Source organism: Streptomyces venezuelae, assembly GCF_008642295.1.
GTDB classification, from domain to species: domain Bacteria; phylum Actinomycetota; class Actinomycetes; order Streptomycetales; family Streptomycetaceae; genus Streptomyces; species Streptomyces venezuelae_C.
Genome location: NZ_CP029190.1, coordinates 2555187 through 2572954, shown reverse-complemented (window position 1 = coordinate 2572954; position 17768 = coordinate 2555187). Strand labels below are relative to the sequence as shown.

The following is a 17768-nucleotide window of genomic DNA, read 5'->3' as shown; positions in this document are numbered from 1 at the left end:
CCGCCCGCAAGGCCGGCCGGCTGCCGCGCGTCATGCCCGGGCGGCTACTGGTCCCGCCGCCACTGGGCCGGTGAGCTCTTCGTCGCAGGGTCCTCGTAGGAGCCCGCCACGCCCCGGTCGATGTGGAAGCTCGTCAGGGTGGTGACGGGCGAGTTCGGGTCGCGGCGGTCGGCGATGACCCGGAGGTGCGCGGAGAAGCGGGCGGGCGTCGCCTCGTAGACGTCGTAGCCGTAACGATTCCCCTCGAAGTACTTCAGATGCGGGTTCCCCCGGCCCATGACCGGCCCGTTGGTCCGGTTCCAGTCCGCCGAGTACGCGCCCGAGGTCACCGAGTGGGCCGTGAACTCCGTCCCGATCACCGGGGAGGCGGTGTTGTCGAAGTCCGGCCGGATGTCGTCCACGAACGCCGAGTGCCAGTCGCCGGTGACCACCACCAGGTCCTCCATACCGGAGTTCAGCACATGGGTGAGCACCTCTTTCCGCTCGGCCGTGAACCCGTCCCACTGGTCGGTGAACATATAGCCGCCGCCCACCCGGGAACGCAGCTGGCTCAGCATGATCGAGTTCGCCCACACGTGCCAGCTGTCCGGGGCCGCGGAGACGTTCTGCTTCAGCCAGCCCTTCTGCTGCGCCCCCAGGATGGTCCCCCCGATCAGGTTCTGCGCCGACCGGTACGACCGCAGGTCCAGCACCGTCAGCTCCAGCAGGTCGCCCCAGCGCCGGACCCGGTGGATCTCCGGGTCGGGCAGCCCGGCCCCGCCGGCCGCCGAGGCGTCGCGGTGCGGCTGGTTCTCGTACCAGGCCTGGTAGGCGGCCGAGCGGCGCTTGAGGAAGGGGGCACCGCCGGTGGTCCCGCTGTAGTCGTTGACCACCTCGTGGTCGTCCCAGGTGAGGTACCAGGGGTGCGCGGCGTGTGCATCGCGCAGCGACGGGTCGCCCTTGTAGAGGGCGTGCCGGCGCCGGTAGTCCGCCAGGGTGAAGGTGGCGGGCGCGTCGTGGTCCCGTACGTGGTCGCCCCCGACCGGCCCGTGCTCGTAGATGTAGTCCCCGAGGTGGACGACGAAGTCGAGATCCTCGGCGGCGATCCCGCGGTGCGCGGCGTAGAAGCCGTCGTGGAACGCCTGGCAGTTGGCGGCGGCGAAGCGGACCCGGGGGACCGGGCCGGCCGCGGCCGTCTTCGTCCGCCCCACCCGGCTGGACTTCCCGAGCGCCCGGAACACGTACCAGTAGCGGGTGCCGGGCGCGAGGCCGTGCACGGCGACGTGCACGCTGTGCCCGAGCGTGGCGGAGGCGGGGTGGCTGCCCCGGGCCACCACCCGGCTCAGCGCCGGGTCCTCGGCCACCAGCCACTCCACCTCGACGATGTCGGGCAGCGCCTGCTCGGCGGCGAGCGGCTCCGGAGCCAGCCGGGTCCACAACAGCACACTGCCCGGCTGCGGATCGCCGGAGCCGACCCCGAGGGTGAACGGCGCCGGGTCGTACACGGCCCCCAGGGCCTGCGCCGCCTCCAGGGCCTGCGCGGGGGACAGCCCGGCACTCAGCGGCCAGACCAGGTTGAGCGCGCCGGCCGCACCGGCGGCCTTGAGCAGATCACGCCGGTTGAGCCTCATGCCGCACCCCCGGAAACTCCGGTCAGTCCGGTCAGTCCGCTCAGGACCAGGGACACCGCGTCGGCGTACCCGTCGTTGGAGGTGCCGCCCGCCCGGGTGAACACCAGCCGGACCCGCGCACTGCGGGCCCCCGGCGGCACGGTCGAGGTCACGCTCCGCTGGAGCAGCGCGGTACGCGCCGCCCGCTCCCCGGAACCCACCGGCCCCAGTACGGACAGCGCGAGCGGGGCGCCCTTGGCGTCGCGGAACTCGACGGAGAGCTGCACCCCGTCCTCCTGCCCGAGGTACCCGCCCAGCCAGCCGCCGAGCGTGTAGCGGACGCTGCCGGCATCCACCCCGGCCGGCACGACGACGTCCTGCACCAGCTCGGTGACCGGGCTGTTCCCCCCGGAGAAGAACCGGCTGCCGCGCGGCGCGGGCCCGGGGTCGGACGGGGTCGGATACCCGCCCCCGAGGCTGTACGCGATCAGCGCGGGCGCCCCCTGCCGAATGGTCCACCCGACCACGGACCCCACCGGAGCGGACCCGCCCCCCGGTCCGCTCTCCGCATCTCCGTTGACCACCAGATTCACCGAAATGCCTCCAGCCGCAGTTGAGTTGGCGAAGGAATCCCAGCAGCCCCGGGTGAACGGCGTAAGGCGACAACGAAACAGCCCGGCAGACGGCTCACACAGAGGAACCCGCCCGCGCGGGTCTCCTTGTGTCGCCCATCGGGTTACGGTGGCCGGATCCAGGGAGCAGACGGTCTGCCAGTTCGCGAGCGGCACAACTTCCCGCCGTGCCGCGCGCCTGACGTCTGGTACGGGAGACACTGTGGCCTCGGACATGCCACATGGCCCGCCAGGAGAGTTCATGACGCACAGGGGTCGACCTCGAGTTCATCTGCTCACAGGAGGACCGGCCTGGGAAGAGCGGCGGTCTGCGGCACAGCCGACGCCACGGAAGAAGTTGCCGAAGAAGCAGCGGGCCGCCCTCAAGCAGCTGGATGCGAGCGTCCTCGGCCTGAAGGTTGCCCTGAGGCACCGGCAGCTCGGCTTGGCTCGCCAGCTGAGAAGCGCAGCTTGGGACCAGGTTGAGGTCCTGCGCACCTGACGCATGAGCAGCGCCGGGAGCTCTTCCAGGCGAAGCTCGCGATACACGCACTCGCCCGGCACGTGGATGGTCAGCGGCGCTCCTGACAGGACTGCATGGCAGCAAACCGCCGGAGAGTCAGGGGCGGGGCGTAGCCCGGGCCGTCATGGACGCCAGGTTCGGCGGCCTGTGGACCGGGTGCGGACAGGTAGGTGCCCTGACCTGCGAAAATGCAGGTCAGGGCTCCTAGAGGGAGATCAGGCCTTCTTGGTCTCCCAGAAGATGCGGTCGACCTCGGCGATGAGGTCCAGGGCCGCCTGGCCCGTCGCCGGGTCGTTCGACGCCTTCGCGGCCGACAGGGCCTTCAGGGTGTCGTTGATCAGCTTGTGCAGCTCGGGGTACTTTTCGAAGTGCGGCGGCTTGAAGTAGTCGCTCCACAGCACCGAGATGTGGTGCTTGGCGACCTCGGCGCGCTGCTCCTTGATGATGATGGCGCGGGTGCGGAAGTCCTGGTCCGTGTTGGCCTGGTACTTCTCCTGGCAACCCTTGACCGACTCGGCCTCGATACGGGCCTGGGCCGGGTCGTACACGCCGCACGGCAGGTCGCAGTGGGCGCTGACCTTCACCTTGGGGGCGAAGAAGCGGGAAAGCATGGGGGCGGTCCTCCTCGTGATCGTCTTCTCAAGAGGGGAGATTACTCCGTGGGAAGCCCGATTTCGCGGGCGCCCCCAGGGGCTTGGGACAAAAGTCCAGGCTCGGGACGGAGGGCGTGAGCGAATGTACGGGAGCGGCGCGAGGCCGACGCGAGGCCGAGGAGGAGAGCGGAGATGCCGGTGAGCGGGGAGAGGCACGGGCGGATCGGGGTCGCCGAGGTGAGCGGTCCGTCGATGGCGCCGACGCTGGAGGACGGTGACCGGCTGCTGGTCCGGTACGGGGCCCGGGTCCGGCCGGGGGCGGTCGTGGTGCTGCGGCACCCGTTCCAGCAGGACCTGCTGGTGGTCAAGCGGGCCGTGGAGAGGCGGCCCGGCGGCTGGTGGGTGCTCGGCGACAACCCGTACGCCGTGCCGCCGGGGGACAGCACGGACTACGGGGCGGTGCCCGAGGAGATGGTCCTGGGGACCGCGCTGCTGAGGCTGCGCCCGCGCGGTGGGGATCAGACCTCGCTGGCGGCCCGGCTGTCCTGGGCGGTGACGGCGGTGCGCCCGCTGTTCGCCGAGGTCTCCGCCTCCAGGCGTTTGCGGGCCCGGTAGGCGGCCACGTTGGCGCGGGTGGCGCACCGGTCCGAGCAGTAGCGCCGGGAGCGGTTGGTGGAGGTGTCCAGGTAGGCGTTGCGGCAGGGCGAGGCCTGGCACACCCCGAGCCGGTCGGCCCCGTACTCCGTCAGGTGGAAGGCCAGGCCCATGCAGGCGATGGCGGCGTACCCGGCGGTGGCGTTCGAGGTGTGGTCGGCGAGGTGCATGTGCCAGTTGGGGGCGCCGTCCGGGCCGAGGGTCTCGTGCCCGGAGATCTGCGGGGTGACCGGGAACTCCATCAGCAGGGAGTTCAGCAGGTCGACCGCGAGGACGTGGTCGCCGGAGTCGGCGGCCTCGAAGATCGAGCGCAGCCGCCCCCGGACGTTGCGGAAGCGCGTCAGGTCTGCGTCGGTGACCCGTCGGGCCAGCTGCTGGCTGGGCCCGAAGAGGCTGCGGACCGCGTCCACCGAGGTGAGCGTGTCCTTGTTGCGGGCCGGCTCCTCGGTGTTGACCAGGCGCAGGGCATAGTCCGAGTAATGGGCCAGTTCCACTTGTAGTCCTTACGGCTGCGATCTAGGCTGTGCACAACGGTTGGGCGTAACGGCTGCTCTGGCTTCGAGGGTATTACGCCCAGAGGGTGTGGAGGGTTCGGGAATGAACGTCGGTACCGACTGGCAGGCCTGGCAGGACAGCTGGGACCGTCAGCAGGAGTGGTACATGCCCGACCGCGAGGAGCGGTTCCGGGTGATGCTGGACATGGTCGAGGCCTTGGCCGGCCCCGCCCCCCGGGTGCTGGATCTGGCATGCGGTACGGGAAGTATTACGGACAGGCTGCTCCGCAGGTTCCCGGATTCCACCAGTACGGGGGTGGATCTCGACCCCGCCCTGCTGACCATTGCCGCGGGCCACTTCGCGGACGACCCCCGGGTCACCCTGGTCACCGCCGACCTCAAGGACCGCGACTGGACCGCGGCCCTCCCGTACGACTCCTACGACGCGATCCTGACCGCCACCGCCCTGCACTGGCTGCACAGCGACCGGCTCGCCGTGCTCTACGGCCAACTGGCCCCGCTGCTCCGCACCGGCGGGGTGTTCATGAACGCCGACCACATGCCCGACCCCGCCACCCCGGCCATCAACGCCGCCGAGCGCGTCCACCGGCACGCCGCCATGGACCGGGCCCGCGCGCAGGGAGCGCTGGACTGGGCCGAGTGGTGGGCGCTGTGCGCCGCCGATCCGGTGCTCGCCGAGCCGACGAAGCGCCGCTACGAGATCTACGGGGAGCACGCCGACGGCGACACCCCGGACGAGGCCTGGCACATCCGCACCCTGCGCGAGGCGGGCTTCCGCGAGGCCCGCACGGTCTGGCGGTCCCCCTCGGACGCCCTGGTGCTGGGCCTGAAGTAGCCGTTGGGCCGGTCCCGCCCGGCACGGCGAAGGGGCGGCACGGGAATCCCCGTACCGCCCCTTTCGGCCGTACCGCAGTGCTACAGCACCTTGGACAGGAACGCCTTCGTCCGGTCGTGCTGCGGGTTGGTCAGGACCTCGCGCGGGTGGCCCGACTCGACCACCACGCCGCCGTCCATGAAGACCAGGTTGTCGCCGACCTCACGGGCGAAGCCCATCTCGTGGGTCACCACGATCATGGTCATGCCCGACTCGGCCAGGTCCCGCATGACGTCGAGGACGTCGCCGACCAGCTCCGGGTCCAGGGCCGAAGTGGGCTCGTCGAAGAGCATCAGCTTCGGCTCCATGGCCAGCGCACGGGCGATCGCCACGCGCTGCTGCTGGCCGCCGGAGAGCTGGGACGGGTAGTTGCCGCCCTTGTCGCCCAGCCCCACCCGGTCGAGCAGCTTGATCGCGCGCTCGCGGGCGACCGACTTGCTCTCGCCCTTCACCATGACCGGGGCTTCCATGACGTTCTCGATGGCCGTCATGTGCGGGAACAGGTTGAACCGCTGGAAGACCATGCCGATGTCCCGGCGCTGGGCCGCGACCTCGCTGTCCTTCAGCTCGTACAGCTTGTCGCCCTTCTGGCGGTAGCCGACGAGCTCGCCGTCGACGTACAGCCGGCCGCCGTTGATCTTCTCCAGGTGGTTGATGCACCGGAGGAAGGTCGACTTGCCGGAACCGGACGGGCCGATCAGGCAGAACACCTCACGCGGGGCGACCTCCAGGTCGATGCCCTTGAGGATGTGGGCTGCGCCGTAGGACTTGTGGACGCCCTCGGCCTTCACCATTGCCGTAGCAGTCATCAGGCCACCGCCTTGTCGCGGTTCGAGAAGCGGGAGAGGTTCGCCTTGATCTTCTGCAGCGGCGTCGGCGGCAGCGTGCGCAGCGAACCGCGCGCGTAGTGCCGCTCCAGGTAGAACTGGCCGACGGAGAAGATGCTGGTCAGGACCAGGTACCAGATGGACGCGACGAAGAACATCTCCATCACCGCGAACGAGGTGGAGGCGATGTCCTGGGAGGCCCGCAGGAGGTCCGGGTACTGCACGGCGACCACCAGCGAGGAGGTCTTCAGCATGTTGATGAACTCGTTGCCGGTGGGCGGCACGATCACCCGCATGGCCTGCGGCAGCACGATCCGGCGCATGGTCTGGGTCTGCTTCATACCCAGCGCGTGGGAGGCCTCGGTCTGGCCCTCGTCGACCGACTGGATGCCGGCCCGGACGATCTCGGCCATGTAGGCGCCCTCGTTCAGGCCCAGGCCCAGCAGGGCGGCCAGGAACGGCGTCATGACCTGGGTCATCTCGTCCTTGTAGAACCCGAGATTCAGGATCGGGAAGATCAGGGCGAGGTTGAACCAGATGAGCAGCTGGACGTAGACCGGGGTGCCCCGGAAGAGCCAGATGTAGAACCAGGCGATGGTGCTGGTCACCGGGTTCTTCGAGAGCCGCATCACGGCGAAGACCACACCGAGCACCAGACCCAGCGCCATCGAGGCGATGCTGATCAGGACGGTGTTGCCCAGACCCTCGATGATCGTGGGGTCGAACAGCTTCTCCGGGACGGTCGCCCAGCGGACGTTGCCCTGCGCGAACGCGTAGACGAGCGCCACGACCAGAGCGATGACGACCACGGCGCTGATCCACCGGCCGTAGTGCCGGACCGGGATCGCGCGGATCATCTCGGGAGGAACGGCCCCGGCCGGCGGGGTGTCCGCCGGGCCGGAGGCCTTGTCGAGCTTGTCAGTCACAGTGACTGCCCTTCAGTGGTGCAAGAGGGGCGGAGTGCGAGGGGAGCACTCCGCCGGGGATGTCACTGGCCGGCGTTGATCTTCGCCTCGGTCACGGCGCCGGAGCCGGCGTTCCACTTGTCCAGGGCGGCCTTGTAGGTGCCGTCCTTGATGGTCGCGTCGAGGGCGGCCTTGAGGGCGTCGCGCAGCTCGGTGTTCTTCTTGTCCACGGCGATGCCGAAGAGGCCGGCGTCGGTCGGGTTGGCGATGGCCTCGAAGTCGTTGCCGCCGCCCGCGGTCTTCGCGATGTACGCGGCCACCGGGGAGTCGTTCAGGTCGGCGGCGGCGCCACCGGCCTTCACTCGGGTCTGGGCCTCGGCGTCGGTCGGGAAGGACTCGATCTTGAGCTCGCCCTTGCCGTCCGTCTTGCACTTCTCGGCCTGGGTCTTCGCGGACTCCTCGTACGTGGTGCCGCGCTGCACGGCGACCGTCTTGCCGCACAGGTCGTCGAGGGTCTTGATGCCCTCCGGGTTGCCCTTCTTCACCAGGATGCCGGTGGAGGCGGAGAAGTAGTCGACGAAGTCGACGCCGGCACCGGTCTTGGCGCCCTTGTCGTCCAGACCCTCCTGGCGGGCCTTGGTGTCGGTCAGCGAGGACATGACCACGTCGCTGCGGCCCGTCTGCATGCTGCTGATCAGGGTGTCGAAGGTGCCCGACTCGAACTTGAAGGTGACGCCGAGCTGCTTCTCCAGGGCCTTGGCGATGTCCGGGTCGACACCGACGATCTTGCCGCCCTCGGTGAACTCCATCGGGGCGTAGGTCGCGTCCGTGCCGACCTTGATCACGCCGGCGTCCTGGATCTTCTTCGGCAGCTTGGAGAACAGCGGCGCGTTGTTCGCACCGGCCGAGGGGGTGCTCTTGGTGGCCGAGTCGGTCTGGTCGCCACAGCCGGTGAGGATCAGGGCACCGGCGACCGCGATCGCGCCGACCGCGGCGATCCGGGACCGGGCGGCGGTCGTACGACGGGTGGTGCTTGCGGTCATGAGCGGTTCCTCCGGCTGGTGGAAAGCGTCCGAGGCGGTCGTGGCACGCACCATCGGGTGTCGCGACCTTGTGTGATTAGGGGCATCTTGCCATTCGGACTGACGCATTCAGGCTGCCCGTCAGGTCAAAATCGGATAACGGGTGTCCTGGAGTGTCCAACGAGACTGCGGGATGCGGGCGTCGACGCCGAAGCATGTGCGGTGGTCAGGGCTTTGCACAGTGATTTCTGCGGTCCGTCTCGATCTTTGGACTTAGCCTCTTGGACTTTTCGCCGAAATCTGGACAAGAGGTTTAAGGTCGAGCCGGAATCGACTCGTCTGGGCGAGTGTTCTTCCGGTAGAACAGATCCTTACACCCCTCATCCGGGGCTCAGGGCGCGTGTGCGGCGCGCCCGCGCGTACGAACCTCCCCTTCGCGGAGGCGGGCCAACCGCCGATGCGGAGCACGGACGCGGTGCCCGCCCACCCCTTAACCAGTGGTGGCCAACCCTCAACGATTCAAAGACTTAAGGGGTCAACAGAAGTGGCAGCGGAGATCGTCAATCCTCGCAGCGACAGCGCGACCGACGCGACGGACAACAACCCGGACGCGGTCTTCGCGCTGCATCGGGGCGGCAAGATGGCCGTGCAGGCGACCGTTCCGGTCCGGAACAAGGACGACCTGTCCCTCGCGTACACGCCGGGCGTGGCGAAAGTGTGCACCGCCATCGCCGAGCAGCCCGAGCTCGTCAACGACTACACCTGGAAGTCCAACGTGGTCGCCGTCGTCACCGACGGTACGGCCGTGCTCGGACTCGGTGACATCGGGCCCGAGGCCTCCCTTCCCGTGATGGAGGGCAAGGCCATTCTCTTCAAGCAGTTCGGCGGAGTGGACGCGGTTCCGATCGCGCTCGCCACCAAGGACACGGACGAGATCATCGAGACCGTGGTCCGCCTGGCGCCGTCCTTCGGCGGGGTGAACCTGGAGGACATCTCCGCCCCCCGCTGCTTCGAGATCGAGCGCCGGCTGCAGGAGCAGCTGGACATTCCGATCTTCCACGACGACCAGCACGGCACGGCCATCGTGACGCTGGCCGCGATGCGCAACGCCGCCAAGCTCACCGGTCGCACCCTCGGCGACCTGCGCGCGGTCATCTCCGGCGCGGGCGCGGCGGGCATCGCCATCGCCAAGATCCTCGTGGACGCGGGCATCGGTGACGTGTGCGTCACCGACCGCAAGGGCGTGGTCTCCGCGGACCGCTCCGACCTGACGGACGTCAAGGCGGAGATCGCGGGCCTCACGAACAAGACCGGCCAGACCGGCTCCCTGGAGTCCGCCCTGGCGGGTGCGGACGTCTTCATCGGCGTCTCCGGCGGTACGGTCCCGGAAGCGGCGGTGGCCTCGATGGCGAAGGACGCGTTCGTCTTCGCCATGGCCAACCCCAACCCGGAGGTCCACCCGGACGTCGCGCACAAGTACGCGGCGGTCGTGGCCACCGGGCGTTCGGACTTCCCGAACCAGATCAACAACGTGCTCGCGTTCCCCGGCATCTTCGCCGGCGCGCTGAAGGTCCGGGCGACCCGGATCACCGAGGGCATGAAGATCGCCGCCGCCGACGCGATTGCCGGTGTCGTGGGCGATGAGCTGGCCGCCGACTACGTGATCCCGTCGCCGTTCGACGAGCGGGTGGCCGTGGCGGTCGCGGAGGCGGTCGCGGCGGCAGCCAAGGCCGACGGCGTGGCCCGCCTGTCGTAGCACCGCCCAGTACGCGAAGAGGCCCGACCGGACCCCTCCGGCCGGGCCTTTCGCGTAGCCCGGCGCCCCTGACCCGGCGATGCGGGCCCCGCCCGGGCGGGGGTTCGGCCCGTGCCTCCCGCCCCCCGGGGGCCGGCCCCCGCCCCGCCCTGGCCGGGGTGCCGGGCGCTGCCCGCGCCCTCGGTTCCTGGGGGCCGGCCCCGCCCCGCCCGTACCGGGGCACCGGGCGACGCCCGGGCATTCCCTGTTCGCGGGGGCTCTGCCCCGCCCCGGCGGGGGTGCTGGGCGTTGCCCGTGCCCCCGGTTCCCAAGGGCTGGCCCGAGCGGGCGCACGGGGGCTCCGGGCGATGCCCGGGCATTGTGTGTTTGCGGGGGCTCCGCCCCGGCCGGGGCCGGGCGAGGCCTGGGTGCCCCCGTGCTCGGGGGCTCCGCCCCCACAGCGCGCGGAGCGCCGGTTTCGGGGTGGGGAATGCCCGCCGCGCAGCGCGGCTGTGGCCCGGTCCTCGCCGGGGGCGGGGGGGGGGCCGTCCGGGTGCCCCCGAGCGCCGGGGCGCGGAGCGCTCCGGGCCGGGCCTGACGGGGTCCGGGGCGGAGCTCCGGTTTCTGGGGGCACCTCCCAGCGGTAGCTGGGGGAGAAGGGGCGGGGTGGGGCAATGGCCCGCGCAGCGGGGGGGCGCAGCCCTGCGTGCCGGGGCCGGGCGGGGCCGGCTAGTCCTCCTCGTCCTCGTCGTCCAGGCGGGCCAGCCACGTGGCCAGGCGTTCCACCGGGACCTCGAAGTCCGGGTTCAGGTCGACGAAGGTGCGGAGCTGCTCGGCGAGCCACTCGAAAGTGACCTCCTCCTCGCCGCGCCGCTTCTCCAGCTCTTCGATGCCGCGATCGGTGAAGTACACAACAGGCTCCGTGGTCCATGGACGATTCCCGGCCAGGATAATCCGGGTTTGCCCCGGCCCTCCCCTCCGGGGCACCGCGGAGCTAGCCTGAACTGGGTCAACACGCGTGATACGGGCAGCCGTTGGGGAGCGTGGGGGGCGTGGGGAGGGGCGCGATGGGGGACGGGCGCACAAGCGACACCGCGCGCGCCTTCGAGCTCCTGGAGCCCCTCGTCCTGGCAGCCACCGTACGCATCCACGCGCCTCCGGACGGGTATGGAGGCCCTGTGGGCCGTGGTGTCGGCGACACCTGGGGGAGCGGCTTCTTCATCGCTCCCGGCTGGGTCCTGACATGCGCACACGTGGTGGGCGAAGGGGGTGGCGGATCGGTGCGGCTCACGGGCCGGGAGATCGGCATCACCTTCTCCGCCGGAGCGGACGGCAGTACCGGAACCGTCGCCGGCCGGGTCGAGTGCGTCCTGCCCGAGGCCGACAGCCCCGATGCCGATGGGTCGCGACCCGACGGATACGCATTACGTGCTGATGGGTTACGACCCGGCCGATCGCGTTCCGACGCCTTCGGGCGGGCCCGTCCCGGCGGGCTCTGGCCGTTGCCCGACCTCGCCCTCGTCCGCGTCCTCGCACCGGTCTCGCACTCCTGCGTCTGGCTGTCCGACCGGCCGCGCCCCCGCTTCGAAGAGGTCGCCTACTTCGGCTGCACCGACGAGATGGGCTACCCGGAGATCACCGGCCGCTGCACCCGGCTGCGCGGTGCCCTCGGCCGGCAGACCGCGCTCCGGCTCGGCGCCGAGGACGAGGTCGAGGCCGGCATGTCCGGCGGGCCCGTGGTGGACCTCGTACGCGGCGAGGTCGTCGGCGTGGTCAAGGCCCGCCGGCAGGACGGCGGCGGCGGGCTGGCCGTGGCCGTCACCGCGCTCCGGGACCTGCCGACCGGCGGCCGGGGCCGGGTCGGCCTCTACCGCCGGGTGATGCAGGGCCACGACCTGCACCACTACGACCAGCACCTCAGCGATCTGAACACCCGCCGGACCTGGACCGACGTCCACGAGGAACTCCCCGCCGAACGGGACTCCTTCGGCGGACGCCAGCGGCTCACCGCCGCCGAGCGCACCACCCTCCGCGGCCTGCTCGCCGAACTGCCGCCGCCCGGCTCCTCCGAGGCCGTCCAGGCCCTGGCCGAAGCCGCCCGCGGCGAGGACCGGGACCCCGGCCTGAAGGCCCCGCTGACCTGGCGGGACGGACTCGGACTGCTCTACGACCCGCCCGGCGAGATCGGCGAGGCCGCCGCCATGCTCCGCTACGCCACCGACGTCAGCACCGCCGACCACCGCGAACCCCCCGCACCCGGAGCCGACGAAGAGCTGTGGGACTGGGTCCGGGGCACTGCCGAACGGCTCTGGCGGCCACTCCGACGCGAGCTGGGCGAACGCCGCGAGCAGGGCCTGGCGGACCGCGCCCGGCGCCGCCGGGCCGCCGTCGCCCGGCCTGTGCCGGGCCCCTCCATGCGGGGCCCCGGCCTGCTCCCGCCCGGCCCCTCCGTCCTGCTGGAAGCCTGGGAGCACAGCTGGGAGGAGGTCTGCGACTGGCGGGTGTCGGTGCTGCTCGGGCCCGAGCACGTCTCCCCGGTGGACTCCGGAGTCCGGGTCCCGCCGGCCGCCCTGCCTGCGGCCCTGCGCGCCCCGCTGGCCGAGGGCTTCCGCCGCTGCGACTCGCACGAGTGGGCCGCCCTCCTCGAAGTCGCCGTCGATCCGGGCCTGTTCACCCTCCCCGTGGACGAATGGACGGTCACCGGCACGACCCCGCTCGGCGTGCAGCGGCCGGTGGTGTTCCGGCACCCCGCGGGCGCCCCGCCGGCCACCGCGGAGGCGCGCCGCCGCCGGGCCGACCGCTGGACGCGGGTGCAGACCGGCCCGGTCCACGACCAGCGCGCCGACTGCTCCCGGGGCCGGCCGCGCCTCCCCTCGTACGACTGGCTGTCCGGGCTGCCCGGCCACACCGTTCCCGTCCACTGCCGGCTGGGCGGGCTGCACGAGGTACGGGAGGCCGGGTTCGGGGTGGCGGTCGCCCGGCGGCCACCACCCGGCCCGGCGCCCGCCTCCTGCGCCCCCTTCCACCGCGGCGTACGGGACCTGCTCGCCGAGACCGGCCGGGCCGGGTACCTGCCGCTGCGGCTGCTGACCCTGCGGGGGCGGGCCCACGGCCGGGACCCCGACTCCTACTGGGCGGCCGGCCTGAGCCTGGTCTGGGAGGACCCGGACCGCCCGCTCCCGTCCGACGAGCCCCTGCACGGGGACCTGTAACGACACAGCGAGGGAGGAACAGCCGTGAACGAGGAGTGGCTCATCTACCGGGGCGTCGGTGAGCCCCACGACGGGATCGGCGCCCTGCCCGACCCGCCCCCCTGGCGGGACTTCGACGGCGGCCCCGTCGCCGCGCCGGGGCCCGGTGCCGCCGAGCCCGACAGCGCCGCCGCCCGCCGGCTCGGCGCCCACCGGCACGCCGCCGAACTGCACCGGCCCGAACCGGAGGAGCTGGAGGCCGTCAACGCCGCCCTCTACCTGCGCCGGCCGCTGCTCGTCACCGGCTACCCCGGCACCGGGAAGTCCACCCTCGCCCATGCCGTGGCCCACGAACTGAAGCTCGGCCGGGTGCTGCGCTGGCCGGTGGTCTCCCGGACCGTGCTCCAGGAGGGCCTCTACCGGTACGACGCCATCGCCCGGCTCCAGGACGTCCAGATCGCGGCAGGTGCGGCAGGTGCGGCGGGTGCAGCGGGCGGGGCGGGCACGGAGGGCGATGGACCCGCCGCAGGACCGCCCGGCATCGGCACCTACATCCGGCTCGGCCCGCTCGGCACCGCCCTGCTGCCCACCGCCACCCCCCGGGTGCTGCTCATCGACGAACTCGACAAGAGCGACATCGACCTGCCCAACGACCTCCTGAACGTGCTGGAGGAAGGCGAGTTCACGCTGCCCGAACTCGAACGGGTCGCCGACCGGGAGCCCGAGGTGCAGGTCCTCACCGACGACGGGACCAAGGTCACCGTCCGGGACGGCCGGGTGCGCTGCCGGGCCTTCCCGTTCATCATCCTCACCAGCAACGGCGAACGGGAGTTCCCGGCCGCCCTGTTGCGCCGCTGCATCCAGCTCAAACTCGGCCAGCCCGGCGAGAAGCGGCTGGCCACCATGGTCCGGGCCCACCTCGGGGAGGAGGCGGCCCAGCTCGGCGCCGAGCTGATCCGGGAGTTCCTCGGCCGCTCCCGCACCGAACTCCTCGCCGCCGACCAGCTCCTCAACGCCATCTACCTCACCCACTACGCGGCACCGCCCAGCCGGGAGGGCCTGGCCGACCTGCTCATCCAGCGCCTCGACCGCCCGAGGTGAGGAGTTGATGGCCGTCCCTGCGCCCGACCCCGCCCCCGGTCTCCGTACGCTGATCGGCGCACTGCGGGCCGGCGGGCTCGACCTGACCGCGGAGGAACTCGCCGACGCGCTCTGGCTCGCCACACGCACCACCGCCGCGGCGGCAGCCGCAGCCGCCTCCGGCCGGCCCGGGGACCCGGACGGGACGGCGGCGGGCGGACCGGGCCCGGAGCCCGCGCAGCGGCGGTCCCCGGCGGATCCCGGCACCGCGGACGGTGCTGCGGACGGACCGGCGGACGAGGCGGGGGACAGGGCGGGGGACCGGCCGCCGGAGGCCGCGGAGCCGGCCGCCGAGGAACCGGTGACCCTGTACGCGGCCAGGCCGCCGGAGGTCCCCGGCCGGCCCGCCGGCCCGGACGGGCAGGAGCTGCCGCCGGGGCTGACGGCCGTACCGGTACGGGTCCCGGCCGCGGCGGCGCTGCCCCGGATCCTGGACATCCAGCGGGCCCTGCGCGTCCTCCAGCGGCACCGGCCGCCCGCCCCGCCCGCCCGGCTGGTGCTGGACGAGCCGGCCACCGCCGATGCCAGCGCCCGCGCCTTCGGCCAGATCATCCCGGTACTGCGGCCGGAGGCGCGGCGCGAGACGACCGTACGGCTGGTGATGGACGCCTCCCCGTCGATGGCGGTGTGGCAGGACATGTTCGAGGAACTGCGGGCGGTCTGCGAACGGCTGGGCGCCTTCCGGGACGTACAGGCGCACTACCTGCACCGGCTGCCGGACGGCACCCCGGCGGTCGGCCGCGGCCCCTGCCCGGACACCGGAGTGCGGTCCGGAGACCAGCTGAGGGACCCGACCGGGCGCGGGATCACCATGGTGGTCTCCGACTGCACCGGCCCGCTGTGGCGGGAGGGCCGGGCCCAGCGGCTGCTGCACCGGTGGACCGAGTGCACCCCCTCGGTGGTCGTGCAGCCGCTGCCGCAGCGGCTCTGGGGGCGGACCTGGCTGCCCACCGAACGGGGCACGCTGGCCCGGCTGGAGGGGCCCGCCGGCGGGCTCGGGTTCCGGGCCGACCGGCCGCCGGTGCCGGGCCGGCCGGTCGGCGGGCTGACCGTGCCGGTGCTGCCGCCGAGCGCGCGGGCGCTGGGGGCCTGGGCCCGGCTGGTCGCGGGACTCGGGTCCGGGCCGGTGCCGGCCGAGGTGGGCCGGGTGCTCCCCGGGCACCCTGGGTCGCCGGTGCCGCCGCCGCGGGCCGCCCGGCCGCCGCGCGAACTGGTCCGCCGGTTCCGGTCCACCGCCTCGCCGCGGGCCGTCCAGCTGGCGGTGTACCTGTCGGCGACCCCGCTCACCCTGCCGGTGATGCGGCTGGTGCAGCGGACCATGCTGCCCGACTCGGAGCCCTCGGACCTGGCGGAGGTGCTGCTCGGCGGGCTGCTGCGGCGCTCCCCGAACGCCCCGAACTCCCCGAATTCCCCGAACTCCGCCGACCCGGTGGACTCCTCGGGCCAGTGGTACGAGTTCGTGCCCGGGGTGCAGGAGGTGCTGCTGGGGCCGCTGGGGCGGGATGAGGCGGCGCTCGTGCTCAAGCACTGTTCGGAGTACGTGCTCCAGCAGTTCGGGCGCGGTGTACGGAACTTCCCGGCGCTGGCGGTGTCCCAGCTGACGGGGGTGCCGGTGGCCGAACCGGAGCCGGACGCGGAGGCCGGGGCCCGGCCGCCGGCCCCGCTGTTGCCGCATGCCTTCGCCCAGGTCTCGGCCAAGGTGGTGCGCCGCTATCTGCCCGTGCCGTCGGGCCCGCCGGGCCCCGCCGAAGCTCCCGTCCCCGCCCCGGAACCGGGCCGCGGGCCGGCGCTGCGGGCGGCCAGGGCGCGGCTCGCCGCCCACGACCGGGACGGTGGCCAACGGGCCCTGCACGAGGCGGTGGTGGTGCTGCGCCGGGCGGCAGCGGTCCCGGCGGGGCCACGGGACACCCCGGGCGAGGCGGAGACCGAGCTGGCGGGCGCGCTGCTGCGGCTGTGGGGCCTGCAGCGGGACCCGGAACTGCTCACCGAGGCGGAGGAGACGGTCCGCCGGGTCGGGGGCGCGCAGGCCCGGGCGGTGCTGGGCCGGGTGCTGTCCGAGCGCGCGGGCGCGGCGGGGCCGGCCGAGGCGGCGGAGCTGCTGGCGGCGGCGGACCGGGAGTTCGCGGCGGTGACCGCGGAACCGCTGCCCGGGCGGGAGTTGTTGGTGGACAGCGCGGTCCGGCGGGCGGAGGTCCTGGTCCGGCTCGGCGAACTGCGCGAGGACGCGGGGCCCTTGTACGAGGCGCTGGCCGCGCTGGAGGCGGTGCCGGCCGGGGCCGCCGGTCCGGCCGCGGAGCCTGCGCGGGCGCTGGGGCGGGTGCTGCTCGCGCTGGCGGAACAGGAGCCGCACCCGGAGGCCCGTACGGGGTGGGCGGAACGGGCGGCGGAGCACCTGGGCGCGGCCCTGCACGCCCTGCAGCCGCCCCCGGCAGCCGCCCCCGGACCCGGCCCCGGTGGGGCGCAGGTGGCCTGGGTGCGGGTGGAGTTCGGGGCGGCGCTCCGGTTCCTGCCCGGTCGGCTGGAGGAGGGCCGGGCCCAGGTGGCGCTGGCCCTGGAGGAGGCCGTCGGGGAGCCGGAGCTCCGGCTCGCCGGGCTGGTGTGCCTGGCCCGGCTGGCGCGGGCCCGGTACGCGCGGGACGGCGACCCGGCAGCGCTGGAGGCCGCCGCCGAGGCATACGGCCGGGCCCGGCGGCTGATCCCCCGGGACGGCGACACCTGCGCCGAGGTCCTGCCCGAGTGGGGCGAGGTCCTGCTGGCCCGGGCCCGGGCCGCGGACGGGCGGGCCTTCGCCTCGACCGCCGTACGGGTGCTGCGCGACAGCCGGGCCGCGGTGCCCCAGTCCGATGCCCGGGCCGGGCGCAGGCTGCGCCGGCTCGCCGCCGGGCTGCGGCTCCGGCACGGGTACGAGGGCGACCTGGTCGACCTGCGGGAGGCGGAGTACCTGCTCGAACTCGCGGGCAGGATCAGTACGGCCCCGCTGGACCGGGCCAAGGCCTGGCGGGACCACGGGGACGTGCAGCAGGACATCCACGGCCACACCCGGGCCGCCGACCGGCTGGACCGGGCCGCCGACTCCTACCGGCGGGCCTGGCGGGCCGCCCTGGACGCGGACCACGGCCCCGGCGACACCGCCGCCCAACTGGCCGCCCGGGCCCAGGAGCTGCGCGGGCAGGTGCTGGAACAACTGGACCGGCCCCGGGCGGCCCTGGACGCCTACCGGGCCGCCCTGGAGCTCTGGCAGCGCACCGGCGAACCCGGCGCCGAGGAGCGGTACGCGGCGGTCCTGGCCAAAATCCGGGCCCTGGAGGCGCCGTAGCCCACCCGCCCGCCTGTCCGCCCGCCGTCCGCATCGCACGACACCACAGGGGAGCGTGATGACGAAGAACCAGGAAGTCTCCGACAGCGCGGCGGCGGCGGAGGCGGTGAACCGGGCCTGCCCCGGGCCGCTCCCGGACCTGTCCGGCTTCGATCTGGCCGCCCTCCGCAGCATCGACCACCCGGTGCTCGCCGAGGTGATCGCCGGCATGGTGGAGCGCGTCACCCACCCCGCGGAGATCCTGAACGCCTTCGACTCGGGAGTCATGTGATC

At 73.1% G+C, this 17768-nt stretch carries 15 protein-coding genes; 7 read left to right on the top strand and 8 right to left on the bottom strand.

Annotated elements, in window-relative coordinates:
- Positions 1–44: 44 nt before the first annotated feature.
- The 3 genes from DEJ50_RS11165 to sodN all read right to left on the bottom strand — a co-directional run bounded on the left by DEJ50_RS11165 (position 45) and on the right by sodN (position 3334).
- Positions 45–1610 (bottom strand): alkaline phosphatase D family protein, encoded by a 1566-nt coding sequence (locus tag DEJ50_RS11165; protein ID WP_150207467.1) that lies wholly within the window; start codon positions 1608–1610, stop codon positions 45–47.
- Positions 1607–2182: a phosphoesterase gene (locus DEJ50_RS11160; RefSeq protein ID WP_150207465.1), complete on the bottom strand. Its 576-nt coding sequence runs from the start codon at positions 2180–2182 to the stop codon at positions 1607–1609. Before DEJ50_RS11160 ends, DEJ50_RS11165 begins: the two co-directional genes overlap by 4 nt.
- Before the next feature lie 756 nt (positions 2183–2938).
- Positions 2939–3334 (bottom strand): superoxide dismutase, Ni, encoded by a 396-nt coding sequence (gene sodN / locus DEJ50_RS11155; protein ID WP_150207463.1) that lies wholly within the window; start codon positions 3332–3334, stop codon positions 2939–2941.
- Positions 3335–3508: 174 nt separating this feature from the next.
- On the opposite strand from sodN, the gene sodX reads away from it, so the two are divergent.
- Entirely contained in the window at positions 3509–3931 is a 423-nt protein-coding gene (gene sodX / locus DEJ50_RS11150; RefSeq protein WP_150207461.1) for a nickel-type superoxide dismutase maturation protease, read from the top strand.
- Here sodX and DEJ50_RS11145 read toward each other — a convergent pair.
- Positions 3835–4464 carry a CGNR zinc finger domain-containing protein gene (locus DEJ50_RS11145; protein ID WP_150207459.1) on the bottom strand — a complete coding sequence of 210 codons (630 nt, stop codon included), beginning with the start codon at positions 4462–4464 and terminating at the stop codon, positions 3835–3837. The genes sodX and DEJ50_RS11145 overlap by 97 nt on opposite strands.
- A gap of 103 nt (positions 4465–4567) precedes the next feature.
- Here DEJ50_RS11145 and DEJ50_RS11140 point away from each other — a divergent pair, with 103 nt between their 5' ends.
- Positions 4568–5320, top strand: coding sequence for a class I SAM-dependent methyltransferase (locus DEJ50_RS11140; protein WP_150207456.1), 753 nt, complete (start codon positions 4568–4570; stop codon positions 5318–5320).
- 80 nt (positions 5321–5400) lie between these two features.
- On the opposite strand, the gene DEJ50_RS11135 is transcribed toward DEJ50_RS11140, so the two are convergent.
- The 3 genes from DEJ50_RS11135 to DEJ50_RS11125 all read right to left on the bottom strand — a co-directional run bounded on the left by DEJ50_RS11135 (position 5401) and on the right by DEJ50_RS11125 (position 8134).
- Positions 5401–6168, bottom strand: a complete 768-nt coding sequence (locus tag DEJ50_RS11135) for an amino acid ABC transporter ATP-binding protein (RefSeq protein WP_150207455.1) — start codon at positions 6166–6168, stop codon at positions 5401–5403.
- Positions 6168–7112, bottom strand: coding sequence for an amino acid ABC transporter permease (locus tag DEJ50_RS11130; RefSeq protein ID WP_411757595.1), 945 nt, complete (start codon positions 7110–7112; stop codon positions 6168–6170). Before DEJ50_RS11130 ends, DEJ50_RS11135 begins: the two co-directional genes overlap by 1 nt.
- 62 nt (positions 7113–7174) lie before the next feature.
- Complete coding sequence (locus tag DEJ50_RS11125) at positions 7175–8134, bottom strand: ABC transporter substrate-binding protein (RefSeq protein WP_150207453.1); 960 nt, start codon at positions 8132–8134, stop codon at positions 7175–7177.
- A gap of 523 nt (positions 8135–8657) precedes the next feature.
- On the opposite strand from DEJ50_RS11125, the gene DEJ50_RS11120 reads away from it, so the two are divergent.
- Complete coding sequence (locus DEJ50_RS11120) at positions 8658–9869, top strand: NADP-dependent malic enzyme (RefSeq protein ID WP_150207451.1); 1212 nt, start codon at positions 8658–8660, stop codon at positions 9867–9869.
- 708 nt (positions 9870–10577) lie between these two features.
- Here the strand turns inward: DEJ50_RS11120 and DEJ50_RS11115 are convergent.
- Positions 10578–10760 carry a DUF6104 family protein gene (locus DEJ50_RS11115; protein WP_150207449.1) on the bottom strand — a complete coding sequence of 61 codons (183 nt, stop codon included), beginning with the start codon at positions 10758–10760 and terminating at the stop codon, positions 10578–10580.
- Between the two features lie 155 nt (positions 10761–10915).
- Here DEJ50_RS11115 and DEJ50_RS35190 point away from each other — a divergent pair, with 155 nt between their 5' ends.
- From DEJ50_RS35190 to fxsA, 4 genes are read left to right on the top strand one after another with little or no spacing between them, the layout of a single operon-like run.
- Positions 10916–13060, top strand: a complete 2145-nt coding sequence (locus DEJ50_RS35190) for a trypsin-like peptidase domain-containing protein (protein ID WP_150207447.1) — start codon at positions 10916–10918, stop codon at positions 13058–13060.
- Positions 13061–13084: 24 nt separating this feature from the next.
- The gene (locus DEJ50_RS11105; RefSeq protein WP_150207445.1) at positions 13085–14140 is read left to right on the top strand and encodes an AAA family ATPase; all 1056 of its coding nucleotides are present in this window, start codon (positions 13085–13087) and stop codon (positions 14138–14140) included.
- A gap of 7 nt (positions 14141–14147) precedes the next feature.
- A complete protein-coding gene (locus DEJ50_RS35185; RefSeq protein ID WP_190344413.1) occupies positions 14148–17495 on the top strand; it encodes a tetratricopeptide repeat protein in 3348 nt (1115 codons plus the stop codon).
- Positions 17496–17553: 58 nt separating this feature from the next.
- On the top strand, positions 17554–17766 hold the full coding sequence (fxsA, locus tag DEJ50_RS33880; protein ID WP_190344410.1) for an FxSxx-COOH cyclophane-containing RiPP peptide: 213 nt from the start codon (positions 17554–17556) through the stop codon (positions 17764–17766).
- The last annotated feature ends 2 nt before the right edge of the window (positions 17767–17768 follow it).